This is a genomic window from Actinomycetota bacterium (assembly GCA_030774015.1).
Classification (GTDB): domain Bacteria; phylum Actinomycetota; class UBA4738; order UBA4738; family JACQTL01; genus JALYLZ01.
Genome location: JALYLZ010000171.1, coordinates 1 through 17,809, shown reverse-complemented (window position 1 = coordinate 17,809; position 17,809 = coordinate 1). Strand labels below are relative to the sequence as shown.

Below are 17,809 nucleotides of genomic sequence, written 5' to 3'. Positions count from 1 at the left end.
GGCGTGATCCGCACGGTGCCCTCGTCGCTGCAGCGGACCCGCGAGCTGCTCCATCCGGCGCTTCAGGCAGCCGTGGACCGCCTGTCGCCGGAGGTCCGGCGGGTGGCGCAGTACCACCTCGGGTTCGCGGACGCGGACGGCACCCCGGCCAGGAGCGACGGCGGCAAGGCCGTCCGTCCCGCGCTTGCGTTCCTTTCGGCGGAGGCCGCGGGCGCGCCAGCCTCGGTCGGCCTGCCCGGCGCCCTGGCCGTGGAGCTGGTGCACAACTTCTCGCTGCTACACGACGACGTGATGGACCAGGACCTGGAACGGCGCCACCGGCCGACGGCATGGGCGCTGTTCGGTGTGGGTCCGGCCATCCTGGCGGGCGACGCGCTGCACGCCCTGGCCCACCAGGTGCTGCTGGACGCGGACCCGCGGGGCGTGGAAGCCGCGGCGGCGCTGGCCCGGGCCACGGCGGACATGATCGCCGGGCAGGGCGAGGACCTCGGGTTCGAGTCGCGGCTGGACGTGAGCGTGGAGGAGTGCCTCCAGATGGGCGCGCACAAGACCGGTGCGCTGCTGTCGTGTGCCGCCTCCATCGGAGCGATCCTGGCCGGTGCCTCGCCTCCGGTGGTGGGCGCGCTGGCGGAGTACGGGGTCCATCTGGGGCTGTCGTTCCAGGCCGTGGACGACGTGCTGGGGATCTGGGGCCGACCCGAGATGACGGGCAAGCCGTCGGCCAACGACCTCCGGCAGCACAAGAAGAGCCTGCCGGTGGTGGCGGCGCTCGGGGCGGGAGGCCCCTCCGCCGAGCAGCTGGCCCGGCTCCTTTCCAACGGAAACCTGTCCGAGGACGACGGGGCCTTCGGGGTCGGGTTGGTGGAGGAGGCCGGGGGCCGGCGCATGGCGATCTCCGAGGCCGAACGGCAGCTCGACCTCGCGCTGGCGGCGCTGGAGCGGGTTCCGCTTGAGCCGGGAGCCCGCGAGCAGCTTGCCGAGGTGGCCCGGTTCGTGGCGGCGAGGGAGTTCTAGCGATGGCCGTGCGCGCCGATTCGGTGACCAGGCTGACCGCGGAGGAAGCGCTCCGCCGCGCCCGCGAACACCTCCTGTCGCTCCAGGACAAGCAGGGCTGGTGGAAGGGCGAGCTCGAGACCAACGTGACCATGGACGCGGAGGACCTCCTGCTCCGGGAGTTCCTGGGGATCCGGGGAGCGGAGGAGACCCGCCTCGCGGCGAACTGGATCCGGAGCAAGCAGCGGGACGACGGGACGTGGGGGAACTTCTTCGGCGGGCCCGCGGACCTGTCCACCACGGCCGAGGCCTACGTGGCGCTCCGGCTGGCCGGCGATCCCCCCGAGGCGGCGCACATGCGCCGGGCGGCACGGTTCGTCGTGGAATCCGGCGGGCTGGAGCGGACGCGGGTGTTCACGCACATGTGGCTCGCGCTGTTCGGGCTGTGGTCGTGGGACGACATCCCGGCGCTCCCGCCCGAGGTCATCTTCCTCCCCGAGTGGTTCCCGCTGAACATCTACGACTTCGCGTGCTGGGCCCGCCAGACCATCGTCGCGCTGACCGTGGTGGGCGCGCACCGGCCGGTCCGCTCGCTCCACTTCGGGCTGGACGAGCTGCGGACGGGCGCGAGGAAGCCGCCCCTCGATCCGGTGACCACGTGGCGAGGGCGGTTCCAGCGCCTCGACCGCGCGCTGCAGTGGTACGAGCGGCATCCCTCCCCCAGGCTTCGGCGGCTGGCCCTGGCCCGCGCGACCGAGTGGATCCTGCGGCGCCAGGAGGCCGACGGCGGCTGGGGCGGCATCCAGCCCCCGTGGGTGGATTCGCTGATCGCGCTGCACCTGATGGGCTATCCGCTGGACCACCCGGCCATGCGGACAGGCCTTGCCGGCCTCGACGGCTTCACCGTCGTCGAGGGCGACATCCGGCGCCTGGAGGCGTGCCAGTCGCCGGTGTGGGACGCGGCGCTCGCCGTGATCGCGCTGGCCGACGCGGGCCTCCCTAGCGACCACCCGGCCCTGGTCCGTGCCGCGGACTGGCTGCTGGACGAGGAGATCCGGGTGGCGGGCGACTGGGCCGTACGGCGGCCGGGTCTCGACCCGGGCGGCTGGGCGTTCGAGTTCGCGAACGACAACTACCCGGACATCGACGACTCGGCCGAGGTCGTGCTGGCCCTGCGGCGCGTGGACCACCCGGATCGGGCCCGCCTGGAGGCAGCCATCGACCGCGGCGTCCGGTGGACCGCCGGCATGCAGTCGTCCGACGGCGGCTGGGGCGCGTTCGACGCCGACAACACGCGGGACCTGTGCCGCCGGCTGCCCTTCTGCGACTTCGGCGAGGTCATCGACCCGCCCAGCGCCGACGTCACGGCGCACGTGGTCGAGATGCTCGCCGTGGAAGGCGCGGCCGGCCAGCGGGCGGCCCGGCGGGGGCTGGGCTGGCTGGCCCGGAACCAGGAGCGCGAGGGCTCGTGGTTCGGCCGGTGGGGCGCGAACCACGTCTACGGCACGGGCGCGGTAGTGCCAGCGGCGATCGCGGCCGGGATCCCGGAAGAGGATCCGAAGATCCGCGCGGCCGTCCGCTGGCTTCAGGAGCACCAGAACCCGGACGGCGGCTGGGGCGAGGACCTCCGGTCCTACGAGGATCGGTCATGGATCGGGCGGGGCCCGAGCACGGCCTCCCAGACGGCCTGGGCGCTGCTGGCCCTGCTGGCGGCGGGCGAGCGCAGCTCCGCGGCGGCGGAGCGCGGGGTCGCCTGGCTGGCCGAAACCCAACTCCCCAACGGCACCTGGGACGAGCCCCAGTACACCGGGACGGGGTTCCCCGGCGACTTCTACATCAACTATCACCTGTACCGCCTGACCTTCCCCGTGATGGCCCTCGGTCGCTACGTCGGGGGGGAGAAGGCTCGGTTGGGACGCTACACCGGGGATGTGACATGAACGTCCCGGCCCGCTCGCACACGCCCAGATGGAGCACGACCGACCGGCGGCCCTCGCGGCAGGTCTCCATCGGCGGCGTGACGGTGGGCGGCGACGCCCCGGTCCGCGTGCAGTCCATGACCACCACCAAGACCCACGACGCGGCGGCCACGCTCGCCCAGATCGAGCGGCTCGCCTCGAACGGCTGCGAGCTGGTCCGGGTGGCGGTGCCGTTCGACGAGGACGCGGCGGCGCTGCCCGAGATCGCCCGGCGCTCCCCCATCCCGGTCATCGCGGACATCCACTTCACGTGGCGCCACGCCCTCGACGCCCTCGAGGCCGGCATTCCCGGGCTCCGGTTGAACCCCGGCACCATCGGCGACAAGAAGCGGGTCAAGCTCATCGCCGACGAGGCCAAGGCCCGCGGCGTGCCCATCAGGATCGGGGTGAACGCCGGCTCGCTCGACCCTGAGCTGCTCCGGCGATACGGCTCCCCCACCGCCGAGGCGCTCGTGGAGAGCGCGCTGCGGGAGGCCGCCGCCCTCGAGGAGCACGGGTTCACCGACGTCAAGCTCTCGGTAAAGTCCGAGGACGTGCACATGTGCGTGGAGGCGTACCGGCGCCTGGCCGAAGCGTGCGACTACTCGCTGCACCTCGGCGTCACCGAGGCCGGTCCACCGCCCCAGGGAGTCGTCAAGAGCTCCATCGCGCTGGGGACGCTGCTGCTGGAAGGGATCGGCGACACGCTGCGGATCTCCCTGACCGCGCCTCCCGAGGAGGAGGCGGTGATCGGGTGGGAGATCCTGAAGGCCGTCGGGCTGCGGCGCCGCGGGGTCGAGATCGTGTCCTGTCCATCGTGCGGCCGGGCCGAGGTCGACGTCTTCGCGCTGACCCGGGCGGTCCAGGAACGGGCCGGCGAGATCCCCGAAGGGATGAAGGTCGCCGTGATGGGCTGCCCCGTGAACGGTCCCGGCGAGTCCCGCGGGGCCGACGTCGGGATCGCCGCCGGCATGCACCAGGGCCTGCTGTTCGTGGGCGGGAAGTCGGTGGCCCGGTTCTCGGAGGACCGGCTGGTGGATGCGCTGATCGACGCGGCCCGCGAGTACCACGCGACGAACGGAGGCGACCGGTGAGCCGGACCGCCGGCGGAGGCCGGACGTCCGAGCCCAGCGACATGCTGGTCCTGGCTCCCCTCGGCTTCGAGGCCAGGGCGCTCCGGCGCGGCCTCCCCGCGTCCGGCGTCCTGGTCGAGCGGACCGGGATGGGTGCAAAGCGCGCCGCGCGAGCGGCCATCCTGGCCGCCGAGATCCCGGCCCGGGCCGTCGCCATCGCGGGGGTCTGCGGCGCCCTCGATCCGTCCCTTCGCCCCGGCGACGTCGTCGTGGCCAGCGAGGTTCGCGGCCCCGGCGGGACCAACATCACCACCATTCCCGGAGCCGGCCTGCTGCTCTCGGCGGTCCGAAAGCTCGGCCTGACCGCCACCATGGGTCCGATCCTCTCCATGGACCACCTGGCGTCACGGCGGGAGCGCGAACAGCTGGCCTCCACCGGCGCGGTCGCCGTGGACATGGAATCGGCGTGGCTGGCCCCGGCGGCCGCCGGCCGGCCCCTCGTCGTCCTCCGCGTGGTGTCGGACACGCCGGACCGGCCGCTCTACCGCGTCGCCGCCACGGTCTCCGGCGGGCTGACCGCGCTGCGTACGCTCCGGCAATCCGCCCCCGCTCTGGCCTCCTGGGGCGCCGCGGCCGGGCCCCGGACGGTCCTGCTGGCCGGCCCGCGCTCGTTCTGCGCCGGCGTGGAGCGAGCGATCGAGATCGTCGAGCGGGCCCTGGACCGCTACGGCCCTCCGGTGTACGTGCGCAAGCAGATCGTCCACAACGTGCACGTGGTGCGAGACCTCGAGGAACGCGGCGCCATATTCGTGGACGCCCTCCACGAGGTGCCGAAGCGCGGGCTGGTGGTGTTCTCCGCCCACGGCGTCTCGCCCCAGGTCCGCAGCGAGGCCCGCGAGCGGAGCCTGAAGGTCATCGACGCCACTTGCCCGCTGGTGACGAAGGTCCACAGCGAGGCCAAGCGGTTCGCCCGGGCCGGCTACACCATCGTGCTGGTCGGCCACGAGGGGCACGAGGAGGTCGAGGGGACCACCGGCGAGGCCCCCGAGGCCATCCGGCTGATCGAGCGCGCCGACCAGATCGACGACCTCGAGCTCCCCGACGGCGGCGGCCGGGTCGCCTACCTGACCCAGACCACCCTCGCGGTGGACGAGGTGACGGACGTGGTCGAGGCGCTCCGCACCAAGTTCCCCCACCTCACCGGCCCCGGCTCCGACGACATCTGCTACGCCACGTCGAACCGGCAGGACGCGGTGAAGGTCCTGGCCCGGGAGTCGGACGTCATGCTGGTGATCGGGTCGGGGAACTCCTCGAACTCCAAGCGCCTGGTCGAGGTGTCGGCCAGGGAGGGCTGCCCGGCCTGGCTGGTGGACGACGAGACCGAGATCGACCCCGCCTGGCTGGTGGGAGCGCGGACGGTCACCGTGACGGCCGGCGCGTCCGCCCCCGAGGTCCTGGTGGACCGGGTGGTCGGCGCGCTCCGCGGCCTCGGCCCCGTCACGGTGGAGGAGCGCCAGGTCATGGACGAGAGCGTCCAGTTCACGTTGCCGATCGAGCTGAGATGAAACGAGCGAGCAGGAGCGACTAGGAAGCGGGAGGCGAGCGATGCCGGTTTCCGTCAGGCAGCAGGTCCGGGTGGGCACCTACCTCTTCAAGCAGAAGCTCCGCAAGCGCGAGAAGTTCCCGTTGCTGGTGGAGCTGGAACCGCTGTTCGCGTGCAACCTGGCCTGCGCGGGCTGCGGGAAGATCCAGTTCCCGGCCGGGATCCTCAAGCAGCGGATGTCGGTGCAGACGGCCGTCGACGCCATCGAGGAGGCCGGCGCGCCCATGGTCTCCATCGCCGGCGGCGAGCCCCTCATCCATCCCGAGATCCACGAGATCGCGGGGGAGCTCGTCAAGCGAAAGAAGTTCGTCTACCTGTGCTCGAACGCACTCCTGATGCACAAGAAGATGGACCTGTTCAAGCCGTCGCCCTACTTCGCGTGGGCGGTGCACATCGACGGCATGCGCGAGCGCCACGACGCGTCCGTCTGCCAGGACGGCGTATTCGACAAAGCCGTGGACGCCATCAAGGAGGCGAAGTCGCGCGGGTTCCGGGTCACCACCAACACGACCTTCTTCACCACGGACACCCCACGGACGGTCCGCGACGTCCTCGATTTCCTGAACGACGAGCTGAAGGTCGACGCCATGATGATCTCGCCGGCCTTCGCGTACGAGAAGGCCCCGGACCAGGAGCATTTCCCCGGCCCCGAGGAGACCCGGAAGCTCTTCAGCGCCGCGTTCGCCGGCGGCAGGCGCAAGAGGTGGCGCCTCAACCACACGCCGCTGTACCTGGACTTCCTGGAGGGGAAGGTCGACTTCCCGTGCATGCCGTGGGGGATCCCGTCGTACTCGATCTTCGGGTGGCAGCGGCCCTGCTACCTGATGTCGGACGGCTACACGACCACCTACCGGGAGCTCATCGAGACCACGGACTGGTCCAAGTACGGCCGCCAGAGCGGGAACCCGAAGTGTCAGAATTGCATGGCCCACTGCGGATACGAGCCGACCGCCGTGCTGGCCACCATGGGCTCGCTGAAGGAATCCATCCGGGCCATGGTCGGCGTCTGAGGCCTCCCCCGCCTTCCGAGCTCGGTTTGCCTGGGGCGATGTGACGGGATAGATACATCCGGGTGGTTCGGCCCGAGGAGGATCGACATTCCGGAAGACGAGGGTGCCGTCCGCACGGTCGGGGTGGTGGGGTGCGGGACCATGGGCTCGGGCATCGCGGAGGCCTCGGCCCGATCCGGGTGCGGCGTCATCGTTCGGGTGCTGGACGAGACGCACCTGAAGGCCGGCCGCTCCCGCATCGAGGACTCGCTGGGCCGGGCCGTGACCCAGGGCCGGCTCGACGCCGCCGAGCGAGACGCCGTCCTCCAGCGCATCAGCCTGACGGCGGACCCCTCCGACCTCCAGGCCGCCGACCTGGTCGTCGAGGCCGTGCCGGAACGGCTGGAGAGCAAGAGACAAGTGTTCGCCGAGCTCCAGTCGGTGTGCCGGCCCGACGCCATCCTGGCCACGAACACGTCCTCCCTGCCGGTCATCGAGCTCGCCGCCGTCTCCGCCAGGCCGGAGCAGGTGGTCGGCCTGCACTTCTTCAATCCCGCCCCGGTCATGCGGCTGGTGGAGCTGGTCGAGACCGTGGCCACGGCGCCGGACGTCCTGGCGGGGGCGCGCCGCTTCGCCGAGTCCCTGGGCAAGACCGTGGTGGCCTGCCGGGACCGGGCCGGGTTCATCGCGAACCTGTTGCTGTTCCCCTACCTGAACGAGGCCGTGGAGCTGCTCGACTCCGGCCACGCCACGCGGGAGGACATCGACGCCGCCATGCGGCTCGGAGCGGGCCATCCCATGGGCCCGCTGGAGCTCGTGGACCTGATCGGCCTGGACGCCTGCATGCAGGTCCTGGAGTCGCTGCACCACCAGTTCGCCGACACCCGCTACGTTCCCTCCCCCGTGTTCCGCCAGCTGGTGACGGCGGGCTTCACCGGCAGGAAGGCCGGTCGCGGCATCTACTCGTACGCAGAGGACGGCGCCAGCCAGCGTGACGGCCGGCCCGGGCACGACCTCCCGGCGGCCGAGGCCGAGGTGACCCGGATGGGCGTGGTGGGGACGGGCGTCGTGGCCTCCGGGATGGTCGAGGTCGCGGCCCGGGCGGGCCTCGAGGTGGTGTGCTGGGGGCGGTCGGAGGAGTCCATCGGACGGGCCCGCGCCGCCGTGGACCGGTCCACCGGCCGGGCCATGGAGAAGGGGAAGCTCTCGGCCGAGGACCGCGACGGGCTCCTGGGACGGATCTCGCTGACCACCGAGCTGGCCGACCTGGGCCCGTGCGAGGTGGTGGTGGAGGCCGTCGCCGAGGACCTGGAGATCAAGAAGGGGATCTTCCGCGACCTGGCCGCGGCCACGCCGGAGACCACCATCCTGGCCACCGCCACGTCGTCGCTTCCCGTCATCGACCTGGCCGCCGAGACCGGCCGCATCGACCGGGTCCTGGGGATCCATTTCTTCAACCCCGTGCCGGTGATGAAGCTGGTCGAGCTGGTCCCCACGGTGGCCACCGCCGGTTCCGTGCTGTCGACCGCCGTCGCGCTGGTGGAACGCCTGGGGAAGTCGTGGGTGTTGTGCCGGGACCGGTCGGGGTTCATCGTGAACCGGCTGCTGTTCCCGTACCTGAACGATGCCGTGCGGATGGTGGAGGAGGGCTACGCCACGACGGAGGACATCGACGTGGCCATGACCCTGGGTTGCAACCACCCCATCGGGCCGCTGGCGCTGGTGGACCTGGTGGGGCTCGACGTCACGCTGTCCATCGTCCGCTCGCTGCACGCGGAGCTCCGCGAGCCCGGTTACGCGCCGGCGCCGTTGCTGGAGCACATGGTCCGGGCGGGGTTCCTGGGGAAAAAGTCGGGCCGCGGGTTCCGCACGGCGGGCTGAGCGCCCGCGGCATCAGCCCCGCAGCGACCGCAGGGCCGGGATCTCCGAGATCTTGTCCTCGGACAGGTGCTCCCACAGGATGCCGCGGGGCCGCCGGACCCGCCGGCACCGGATCACCTCGTCGGGAGTGACGATGCGGTCCACCCGGAAGTCGTGCTCGGTCTCGGGCAGGTCCTCCTCCATCACCTGGAGCGGATGCACCGTGGTGACGATGGAGGTCGCGCCGTCGATCCGCCGGGCCTCCGCCAGCAGCGCGAACTCGAGGTCGGAGAACCCCCCGCCCTTGCCCACCCGCGCCCCCCGCCGGTTGACGGCCACGGTCCCGCACACCACGAGGTCCACCCGTTCGACCTCGTCGATGCCGACGGCCCTCCCGGCCGACGCTGCGCCTCGGATGGAGGCGGCCCGGCGAGGGGCCGTCCCCAGCCGGGTGCCGTCGAGCAGCAGGAACGGCTTCTCCTCCCGCAGGCGGGGCACCGCCATGTACAGGACCTTCCCCTCGGCCAGGGCTCGAGCCCGCACCGGCAGCTGCGGAGCGTCGGGGTTGGCCTTGATCACCCGAGCCTCGCGCCATTCAGGAAGCGTCGCCAGCGTCTCGGCGGCGCGCTCCGCCCCCACGAAGTTGGGGATGCGGCCGCTCGCTCCTGGGAACCGGGCCGCGCCGGCCTGTTCCAGGGCAGCCCAAACCCGCTCACGGATTCGCTGCTTGTCCCGGGAGACCCGCTCCAGGCTCACCCACCGAGCGTAGTGCGGATCAGGAGTCCTGGCTCTGGCCGCCCGCCGGCGAGGCCTCATCACTGCCCTGGAGACCCTGGCCGCCGCCCGGGTGGCCCGGCGGCTGGTACGTCCCTCCGCCGTAGCCGCCTCCGGCCTGGCTTCCCATGGCCGCGGGCCTGGCCGCCGAGCCCAGCAGGCGCGTGAACATGTCCGGGTCGTGCGCGGCCAGCAGCCCGGCGGCCTCGGTGATCACGCCCTCGACCACGCGGTCGGCCAGACAGGAGTCCATGGTGTGCATGCTGAACTTCCGCCCCGACTGGATCGCCGAGTAGATCTGGTGCGTCTTGCCCTCGCGGATGAGGTTCCGGATGGCGGGCGTGACCACGAGCACCTCGCACGCCACCACCCGGCCGGCGCCGTCAGCCGTGGGGACGAGCTGCTGCGCCATCACGCCCTGGAGCGTGATCGACAGCTGCACCCGGATCTGCTGCTGCTGGTAGGCGGGGAACACGTCGATGATCCGGTCCACCGTCTGGGCCGCGTCCTGGGTGTGCAGGGTGGCGAACACCAGGTGCCCGGTCTCGGCGGCGCTGATGGCGGTGGCGATGGTCTCGAGGTCGCGCATCTCGCCGACCATGATCACGTCGGGGTCCTGCCGCAGCGCGTGCTTGAGCGCCGGGGCGAACCCGTGGGTGTCGTAGCCGACCTCCCGCTGGGAGACGGCCGAGTTCTTGTGGCGGTGGAGGAACTCGATGGGGTCCTCCACCGTGAGGACGTGCGCCAGCCGCTCCTGGTTCACGATGTCCACCATGGCGGCCAGGGTCGTCGACTTCCCGGAACCGGTCGGCCCCGTCACGATCACCAGGCCGCGCCGAAGCCTGGCCAGCTCGGACACCACCGGAGGCAGCCCCAGCTCCTCGACGGTCTTGATCCCGTAAGGGATGAGCCGGAACGCGGCGCTCATCGAGCCCCGCTGGTAGTAGACGTTGACCCGGAACCTGCCTCGGCCCCGCAGGGAGTAGGCGCAGTCGAGCTCCAGGTCCTCGACCAGGCGCTCGCGCTGGGACTCGGTGAGGATGGCGTGGATGAGCTGCTTCACGTCGTTCGGGCCCAGCACGCCGTAGCTGGTGAGCGCCTCGAGATCGCCGTTGACACGGATCAGTGGAGGGGTCCCCGCCAGCAGGTGCAGGTCGGAGGCCTCCCGGTCGAGCACGGTCTCCAGCAGCTCGGCGATGGCCAGCCCGGGGTCCCAGGGCTGCTGTCCGTCCGGCCGGGCCGCCCCCCGCTCCTCGAAGTCGTCGACCACGGAACGGGCCGGGATCGCCGCCTCCTTGACCATCTGCGGCTCGCCGGCCTGCTCCATGGTCCGGGGATCGTCGGGGCGTTGCGGCGCCTGGGAGGGCGTGTACGGGGAAGCCAGCGCCGCGCCGGCACGCGCTTGCTCGCCGGCCGGCCGGCCGGCCGGCCCGGCGAGATCCTCTTGGCTCATACGACTCCTCAGCCGAAGGCTGGGCCGAACCTTCCGTCCGGCCTTGCTTCCAGCATCGGTTCCCCGCTCGACCCCCTTGAGGAAGCCGAGCGGGAAGGCCGGCGGGCGACCTCGGCAGGGCCGGCGGCCGTAGTAGTGTTCGGCTCCGGGACGGCGATCCGAAAGGCGCGGGTGATGCGGTTCGGGCTGTTCTACGAGCATCAGCTTCCGCGCCCCTGGGAGGAGGACGCCGAGGCCAATCTGCTCCGGGACGCCCTCGAGCAGGTCGAGCTGGCCGACCGGCTGGGGTTCGACCTAGTGTGGGAGGTGGAGCACCACTTCCTAGAGGAGTACTCCCACTCCAGCGCCCCCGAGGTGTTCCTGGCCGCGGCCAGCCAGCGGACCCGGCGGATCCGCCTGGGGCACGGGATCGTGCAACTCCCGCCGGGCTACAACCACCCCGCCCGGGTCGCCGAACGCATCGCCACGCTCGATCTGGTCTCCGGCGGCCGGGTGGAGTTCGGCACCGGCGAGTCCTCGTCGCAGATGGAGCTGGGCGGGTTCGGGGTGTCGCGGGAGGACAAGCGCGCCCAGTGGGAGGAAGCCCTCGACGCGATCACGCGGATGTTCGTGGAGGACCCGTTCGCCGGCTACCAGGGGCGGTGGATCCGGATGCCGCCCCGCAACGTCGTCCCCAAACCCTTCCAGAAGCCCCATCCGCCGCTGTGGATGGCGTGCAGCCGCCGCGACACCATCGTGCTGGCCGCCCGTAAGGGCCTGGGCGCGCTGTCGTTCTCGTTCGTGGAGCCCGAGGACGCGAAGCAGTGGGTGGACGCCTACTACGAGACCATCGCCTCCGACCAGTGCGTCCCGGCGGGATTCTCGGTCAACCCGAACGTGGCCGTGGTGGTGCCGTTCATGTGCCACCAGGACGAGCAGACCGCCATCGACCGGGGCATCGACGGGGGCCACTTCTTCGGGTACTCGCTGGCCCACTACTACGTCTTCGGGCAGCACCGGCCGGGCCACACCCACGTGTACGAGGAGTTCGAACGGAACCGCGCGTCGTATGGGTTCGCTCGCGAGTTGATCCGTGCGGAGGACGCGCCACTCGCCGTGAAGCTGTTGCAGCAGGAGCTGGGATCGCTGCGGGGCGCCGTCGGCACGCCCTCCCAGGTCGCCGACCTGTGTGCCCGGTACGAGGCCGCAGGCGTGGACCAGGTCATCTTCGTGTCCCAGGCCGGGCGGAACCGCCACGAGCACATCTGCGAGTCGCTGGAGCTGTTCGCGAAGGAGGTGTTGCCGCGGTTCGCCGGGGAAGCGGAGGACCGGGACGCGGCGAAGCGCGACCGCCTGGCCGAAGCCGTCGACCGGGCCCTGGCCCGGCGCGAACCGGCCCGCGTCGCCGACCCGGCCTACCTGGTCACCTCCCAGGGCGAGCCCTTCCTCGCTACCGAGGGCCCTGAAGCGGCCATGGAGTCGGAGGCGGCGCCTGGGGCCGGGGTGCGCGAGCGCCTGCGGGGGCGCGGCGAGGAGGCGTTCCGGGCCCTGCTGCGAGGCCGCTCCGACCGCCAGATCGAGCGGATCATCGGGAACCGGGTGGGGATGCGGGCCATCTTCCGGGGCGTGGAGCGCTCGTTCCACCCGGAGCGGGCTGACGGGTTCCGCGGCGACATCCAGTACGAGCTGGAGGGCGAGCGGGTCATCCACCGCTGGGTGGTCCGGGTCCAGGACGGCCGCGCCGAGGCCATGCCCGGGTCCGCGCCGGCGCCGGTGGTCACGCTTCGGATGAGCGTCCCCACGTTCGGGCGGATCCTGTCCCAGGAGATCCAGCCCGGCCTCGCGCTCATGGAGGGCAGGCTCGGCGTCGAGGGGGACCACACCTTGGCGGCCCGGATCGGCTACATGTTCGCGCCGGAGGGCTGAGCGGAGGCTTCGGTACACTAAGCCTTCGGCGGCCCCGGCCGCCCCCCGAGGTCCCATCGTCTAGTGGCCCAGGACACCACCCTCTCAAGGTGGAGACACGGGTTCAAATCCCGTTGGGACTACTTGCGCTGACCAGCGTTTCCAAGGGAAGGCCGTGAACCTGGCCCCGCGTGGAACCCCGTGGTGGAACCCCTGTCAGTCGGCGAGCAAGGCCTCGAGGCGCGCCGAGGCGTCGGCGAGCAGCTCGGGGACGACCTCCTGGTAGCGGCGCAGGATGCGGGTGTCGGCATGCCCCATGATCTCGATGACGACTCGGTCCGGCACTCCGGCCGCGAGCAGAAGGGTGGCCGTCCCGTGGCGTAGGCCATGGAAGGTGACTTCGCCAAAACCCTGGTCCTCGGCCCACCGGGCCCAGTAGGTCGAGAAGCTGGGGGGAAGCCACGGCCCGCCGTCCCCCTTGTCCACCACGAGGTCGTCGATGGCCCCCTCGAGCGGCCAGGACTCGCCAAGGAGGAGCCGGCGCCTCAACTGTGCGGCTCGATGGCGCCGCAGCGCCTCCGCGACGAATCCTGGGACGGGAAGGTCCCGTTTCCCCGCGGCCGACTTTGGAGGACCCCAATGAAGCGCCCGACCCGCATACGTGAGGGTCCGGCGAACCCGCAGGATTCCTGCCTCAAGGTCGACGTGCTCCCATCCCAGTCCGAGGACCTCCTCGCGGCGCAGAGACATGCCCAGAGCTAGGTGAGCAGCAACGTCCCATGGGTCCGCGCTCCGGGCCGCTCGGAGTATCCGCTTGCCAAGCTCCGGTGTGACGACGGCGAACCTCGACGGCTCACTCGCAGGACGGTTCACGATAGCCGCGTCGGCATGGTTCCGCCCGATCAGCCCCCGGGCCGTCGCCTTCGCCAACGCTTGCGCGAGGACCCTGAGGATGTCGCTGACAGTCTGGGGAGCAAGCCGCCCCGAAGCGAGCAACTCCTCGCGAAGTCGCTCGACGTGGGAGGCTCGGAGCTCCGCCAACCGGACCTTGCCGATGCTGATCGTGATGCGCCGGACCGCCTGCTCGTACCGAGCCTGCGTGGTGGGGGCGAGCGGCCGACCACGCTTGGATACTTTCACCACCGCCGGAAGCCATTCCCGCTCCAAGTACGTCCCCAGGGTGATTCCCCGCGCCGACGCGAGGGACCCGGCGTCCCGCCGCCCGAGCAACTGACGTTCATCGCGCTGGGCTCTAGCGTTGAGCCGGGTCCACCCTCCATACACGACGGTCCACCGGTCGGCGTCGTCCTTGACCTTCACACGGGCACGATAGGACGCCCGGCCGCGCGCATCGGTTCGCTGCTGAATCATTGACTCCCCTCTCTCAGGCCCGGCCGTCGTGGACCCGTGGCATGTGCCTCACCAGGGCGCTCCAGAAGCGAAGCTGTCGTTGCTCTGGCCACCCGGTGACCCGCCTCGCTTCGGATGGGTAGGTCCGAGATTCTCGGGAGTGACGGGGTGGTCTCCCGAACCCCGGCGCCGTCCTGCCCAAGAGAGAGCCGATCCGGTGATCCGCCTGTAGGCTTGGCGGCAATCTCGACTGAACAGACGTACATCCGCATATGCATCTTGGGGACAGCGCCTGTTCCAGTCGGCCATAACCTCCTCCCAAGTGCGACCGTCGTTTCGCTCCGCAGCGAAGACTCCGAGTTCCGCATGCTTCTCGGAAATGGCCCGGTCCCGATCGTTAGCGGCCATCTCTGTGCGGGCCTCGGAATAGATGGCGGCGACCTCCCGGGGGCTCATTCGGACGTTCACCTCCAACCGAACGGTTCGCTGGGCTGGGAAGAGCCACCGCGGCTCACCGTCAGAACGCCAGTAGGTCTCGACCGTGGCCAGCGGAAGCCATGGAGTACGGCCAGCCAGGATGAACAGCACGGCCCCTCGCTCGGTCCACGAGCATTGGTCCGAGAGTTTCTTGGCAAGCTCTCTTAGCCGCTGGAGCGGCCCCGAGTTCCAGCCCTCAGTCACGATTACTGGGCCCTCGCCTGGCGGATGCCAAAAGAGCCCCAGCTCAGGGTCGTGCCATATCTGCTCGGTGTCCCCGTGCTCTCGCAGCCACTCCCCTACGTCCTCCTCTTTCACGAGGACGCCATCGAGTTCATCTCGACGGAACGCGGAGACTCCGGGCAAGCGAGCTGCCTCGATCGCCAGGATTCGGGTGAGGGCCCGATGGCGATCGTCCGGTGGAATGTCTTGTCGCGCTTTGGGGCTTGCCTGGGCGTTGCGTTTGCTCGCTTCTGCGGTCGTTGTTTCTAGGCGCCGGATCGCCCGGACGAACTCATCCATCAAGCGCGTGAAGCTTCCACCGCGCTCCACATCCTGGCGGATCTGATCTGGCCAACTCTCTTCGACTAGATGTTGCCAAATGGCAGGATGGATCCTCCGGCCAAGCCTTCGCTCGGCCTTACTTCGGATGTCTTCTTCGTCCATATCACTCTTAGGGCTTGTTATCACGCCACATATAATGGGACATGATACCGTGCGACCTGGGGCGAGGCAATGGCCCGGCCATGTAGGCAGGATGAAAAGGTCCCATGCTGTCCCCCTCGGGCGGCTCCGACGCCCCAGGATGTTTGCGCCGTCGAGGGCTGAGCGTGGGAGAGCCCCTTGTGTTCCGTGGAGTTCGGGCCGCCGCTCGCGAGACGGGAATCCCGAGGGACCTCCTATATTCAGCGATCCGCGATGGCCGGCTCCGTATCATCCGCTCGGGGCGCACCGCGCTCATACCACGGGCCGAGCTCCAGCGGTGGATCGAGGCAGAAGCACGCAGGTCGCCGTGAGACGCCGAGGCGAACATCTCCGGCCATCTCGCACCGCCGCACCCGCAGAGGCCTGGATGGCCATTCCCACATCCCAGCCGCCGAAGAGTCCCCGCTATCCGCCCGAGCCGTCATTCGTCGAGAGCCCGGAGAATATCGGGAGGTCCTTCTGATGACGGGGAACGACGACGATATCGCTCGGTCACGGCGCATCGTGGGCGTCGACCGGTCGGTCCACCTGAGCCTCAAGCAAGTCTTCCAGGCAATCCGGAACGTGGTAGGGCAGGAGCCCTTCGAGTACGGCGAGGCTGAGTGGTTCGTGGGAGGTTGCCCGCTCCACAGCGTGGACTGCAACCTGACAGTGAAGGCACAAGCCGCCGATCAGCTCTGGGTTAGCTGTAATCGTGAGGGTGATCCCAAGGATCTTCTTGCGGCCCTGGAACTGCTCCCGGCATCGGCTCGCCGAGCGGCTGGGCCAACGATCTCTCTCGATACCGTGGCGAAGGGATTCAACATCTTCGTTGACCAGGCCGACCGCGTGTTCGGCTCACCAGCGTGGGAGCCAGGCCCCTGGCTCCCGCTCCGATCCAAGCGGTTCCCTGCCCTCCTCCGCAGGTGGGTGAGCAACAAGGAGAGGGAACCCCTCCTGCGCTCCGGCACGGTGCGCGATCTGGTGGACGCCCTGGAGGCGATGGCCTTGGACCAGGCACCCCGCGTCGACACGGCTGTGCGTGTTGCCGGTGCGGGCGGGGAAGTCTGGATCCACGTGGACCCCGAGGTGGCTGCACACGTGACACGCTCGGGATGGGAGCTTGGTCCACCGCCGGAGAGGCCTCGGCTGTGGACCCCGCCCGGCTGGAAACCGCTTCCGTCCCCCTCGAGGGAAGGTGATCTGGACGACCTCCACGGATTCGTCAACCTCCACCGCGAGGAGGACTTCAGGCTCCTCGTCGCGTACCTCGTGTTCTCCTTCAATCCCACGGGCCCGTACCCCGTGTTGTTCCTGGTCGGCCCTCCAGGCGCTGGCAAGTCGACCGCAGCCCGGCTCGTCAAGGATCTGATCGACCCGAGCGCGTCCGGTCCGCAGCGGCCACCCAGGAACGAGGACGACGTCATCGGTGCAGCCGCTCACTCGTGGCTTCTCTCGTTCGACAACGTCACCAAGCTGGAGCCGTGGCTTGCCGACGTCGTGTGCCGGCTGGCTACCGGGGAGGGCATCCGCAAGCGGAAGCTGTACACCGACGTCGACGAGGTGATCATGAGGCAGTCCCGACCGGTCATGCTGAACGCGATCGGGGACCCGCTCGCACGACGGCCCGATCTGGCTGACCGTGCGGTCGTCATTGACTTGCCCCGGATCGGACGCTTCATCCCAGAGGCGAACCTGAGTCCGCGCTGGGAGCAGGCGTGTCCGGGGATCCTGGGTGGTGTCCTGGATGCCCTGGTCGGCACACTTCGGGAGTTACCGAACATCTCCTTCGAGCATCCCCCGAGGATGGCCGACTTCGCTGTGTGGGGCGTCGCATTGGAGCGGGCGCTTCAGTGGCCCCCCGGATCCTTCATGTCCGCGTACCGGGCCAGCATGGATCGGGCTGCTTCGGCCGAACTCGAGGATGATTCGTTCGCCGCTGCGCTGGTGGCTCTTGTCGAGCGGCAACTTACCGATTGGCGGGGCTCCCCCAAGGACCTCCTGACGGAGGTGAGCATGTACGATCGGAAGGCGGCGGAGAAAGACCCCGAGTGGCCTGGTAACCCGCGGGCCGTGACGGCCAGGCTGAATGCGCTACAACCGGTGTTGGAGTCCCATGGGATCACGATCAGGTTCGTGCCCGGACGGTCCAGACAGCGGAACGTGGTCATCACCCGAGTGACGGAAGGCTACCTGGAGGCCGAGGAGGTCCTCGGTGGACGTTGACCTCCTGTGGGAACTCCTCCTCGGGGCCGAGGAGGACTACGCGGAAGCGATCGCCCGAGAGGACTGGATTGACGCTGAGCGATGCGCTGAGCTCGCACAGGTCCTCGACCACCTGGTGACCTCGTCAAAGGGATTGGGGCCGGGATCTGGATGAGCCTAGCCGCCGGGGAGAGCTGGGTGGACAGCAATGAATGGCTGGGGAACTGAGTGCATCCGAGAGGAGGAGGTGGCGTCGGTGATGTTGGTGACGTGGATCTTCTCTTTTCCCTCAACTTAGCTAAGTGGTCGCCACCATAATTACACCGACGTAAGTTGTAGGCTATGGTTTCCTCCGAGAGGAGGGTGCCATGCCGAGGAAGAGCCCGTACAAGATCGTCCTCGACCCGGCCACGCGGAGGACCCTGGAGACGCGAGCTCGGAAGTATACGTCGGCGTATCGAGATGTGGTCCGGGCGCGGATCGTTCTCATGGCCGAGAAGGGGATG

General features: G+C 70.1%; 12 protein-coding genes and 1 tRNA gene. 10 read left to right on the top strand and 3 right to left on the bottom strand.

Going from position 1 to position 17,809, the window contains the following annotated elements:
* Positions 1–3: 3 nt before the first annotated feature.
* The 6 genes from M3Q23_16715 to M3Q23_16690 all read left to right on the top strand — a co-directional run bounded on the left by M3Q23_16715 (position 4) and on the right by M3Q23_16690 (position 8,497).
* Positions 4–1,014: a polyprenyl synthetase family protein gene (locus M3Q23_16715; GenBank protein MDP9343697.1), complete on the top strand. Its 1,011-nt coding sequence runs from the start codon at positions 4–6 to the stop codon at positions 1,012–1,014.
* 2 nt (positions 1,015–1,016) lie between these two features.
* Positions 1,017–2,933: a squalene--hopene cyclase gene (shc, locus tag M3Q23_16710; protein MDP9343696.1), complete on the top strand. Its 1,917-nt coding sequence runs from the start codon at positions 1,017–1,019 to the stop codon at positions 2,931–2,933.
* Entirely contained in the window at positions 2,930–4,045 is a 1,116-nt protein-coding gene (ispG, locus tag M3Q23_16705) for a flavodoxin-dependent (E)-4-hydroxy-3-methylbut-2-enyl-diphosphate synthase (GenBank protein ID MDP9343695.1), read from the top strand. The genes shc and ispG overlap by 4 nt, the downstream gene beginning before the upstream one ends.
* Positions 4,042–5,589, top strand: coding sequence for a 4-hydroxy-3-methylbut-2-enyl diphosphate reductase (locus M3Q23_16700; GenBank protein ID MDP9343694.1), 1,548 nt, complete (start codon positions 4,042–4,044; stop codon positions 5,587–5,589). Before ispG ends, M3Q23_16700 begins: the two co-directional genes overlap by 4 nt.
* A 40-nt stretch (positions 5,590–5,629) precedes the next feature.
* The gene (gene hpnH, locus M3Q23_16695; protein MDP9343693.1) at positions 5,630–6,637 is read left to right on the top strand and encodes an adenosyl-hopene transferase HpnH; all 1,008 of its coding nucleotides are present in this window, start codon (positions 5,630–5,632) and stop codon (positions 6,635–6,637) included.
* A 141-nt stretch (positions 6,638–6,778) separates the two neighbouring features.
* Positions 6,779–8,497 carry a 3-hydroxybutyryl-CoA dehydrogenase gene (locus tag M3Q23_16690; protein MDP9343692.1) on the top strand — a complete coding sequence of 573 codons (1,719 nt, stop codon included), beginning with the start codon at positions 6,779–6,781 and terminating at the stop codon, positions 8,495–8,497.
* A gap of 12 nt (positions 8,498–8,509) precedes the next feature.
* On the opposite strand, the gene M3Q23_16685 is transcribed toward M3Q23_16690, so the two are convergent.
* Both M3Q23_16685 and M3Q23_16680 read right to left on the bottom strand, forming a co-directional pair.
* Positions 8,510–9,232, bottom strand: a complete 723-nt coding sequence (locus M3Q23_16685; protein MDP9343691.1) for a 5-formyltetrahydrofolate cyclo-ligase — start codon at positions 9,230–9,232, stop codon at positions 8,510–8,512.
* Positions 9,233–9,251: 19 nt separating this feature from the next.
* A complete protein-coding gene (locus tag M3Q23_16680; GenBank protein MDP9343690.1) occupies positions 9,252–10,703 on the bottom strand; it encodes a type IV pilus twitching motility protein PilT in 1,452 nt (483 codons plus the stop codon).
* Positions 10,704–10,877: 174 nt separating this feature from the next.
* Here M3Q23_16680 and M3Q23_16675 point away from each other — a divergent pair, with 174 nt between their 5' ends.
* Together M3Q23_16675 and M3Q23_16670 are read left to right on the top strand one after the other, a co-directional pair.
* Positions 10,878–12,608, top strand: a complete 1,731-nt coding sequence (locus tag M3Q23_16675) for an LLM class flavin-dependent oxidoreductase (protein MDP9343689.1) — start codon at positions 10,878–10,880, stop codon at positions 12,606–12,608.
* Positions 12,609–12,657: 49 nt separating this feature from the next.
* Positions 12,658–12,730, top strand: a tRNA-Glu gene (locus tag M3Q23_16670).
* 73 nt (positions 12,731–12,803) lie between these two features.
* Here M3Q23_16670 and M3Q23_16665 read toward each other — a convergent pair.
* Positions 12,804–13,907: a site-specific integrase gene (locus tag M3Q23_16665; GenBank protein ID MDP9343688.1), complete on the bottom strand. Its 1,104-nt coding sequence runs from the start codon at positions 13,905–13,907 to the stop codon at positions 12,804–12,806.
* Positions 13,908–15,581: 1,674 nt separating this feature from the next.
* On the opposite strand from M3Q23_16665, the gene M3Q23_16660 reads away from it, so the two are divergent.
* Both M3Q23_16660 and M3Q23_16655 read left to right on the top strand, forming a co-directional pair.
* Positions 15,582–17,324 (top strand): hypothetical protein, encoded by a 1,743-nt coding sequence (locus tag M3Q23_16660; GenBank protein ID MDP9343687.1) that lies wholly within the window; start codon positions 15,582–15,584, stop codon positions 17,322–17,324.
* Entirely contained in the window at positions 17,314–17,478 is a 165-nt protein-coding gene (locus tag M3Q23_16655; protein ID MDP9343686.1) for a hypothetical protein, read from the top strand. Before M3Q23_16660 ends, M3Q23_16655 begins: the two co-directional genes overlap by 11 nt.
* Positions 17,479–17,809: the final 331 nt, after the last annotated feature.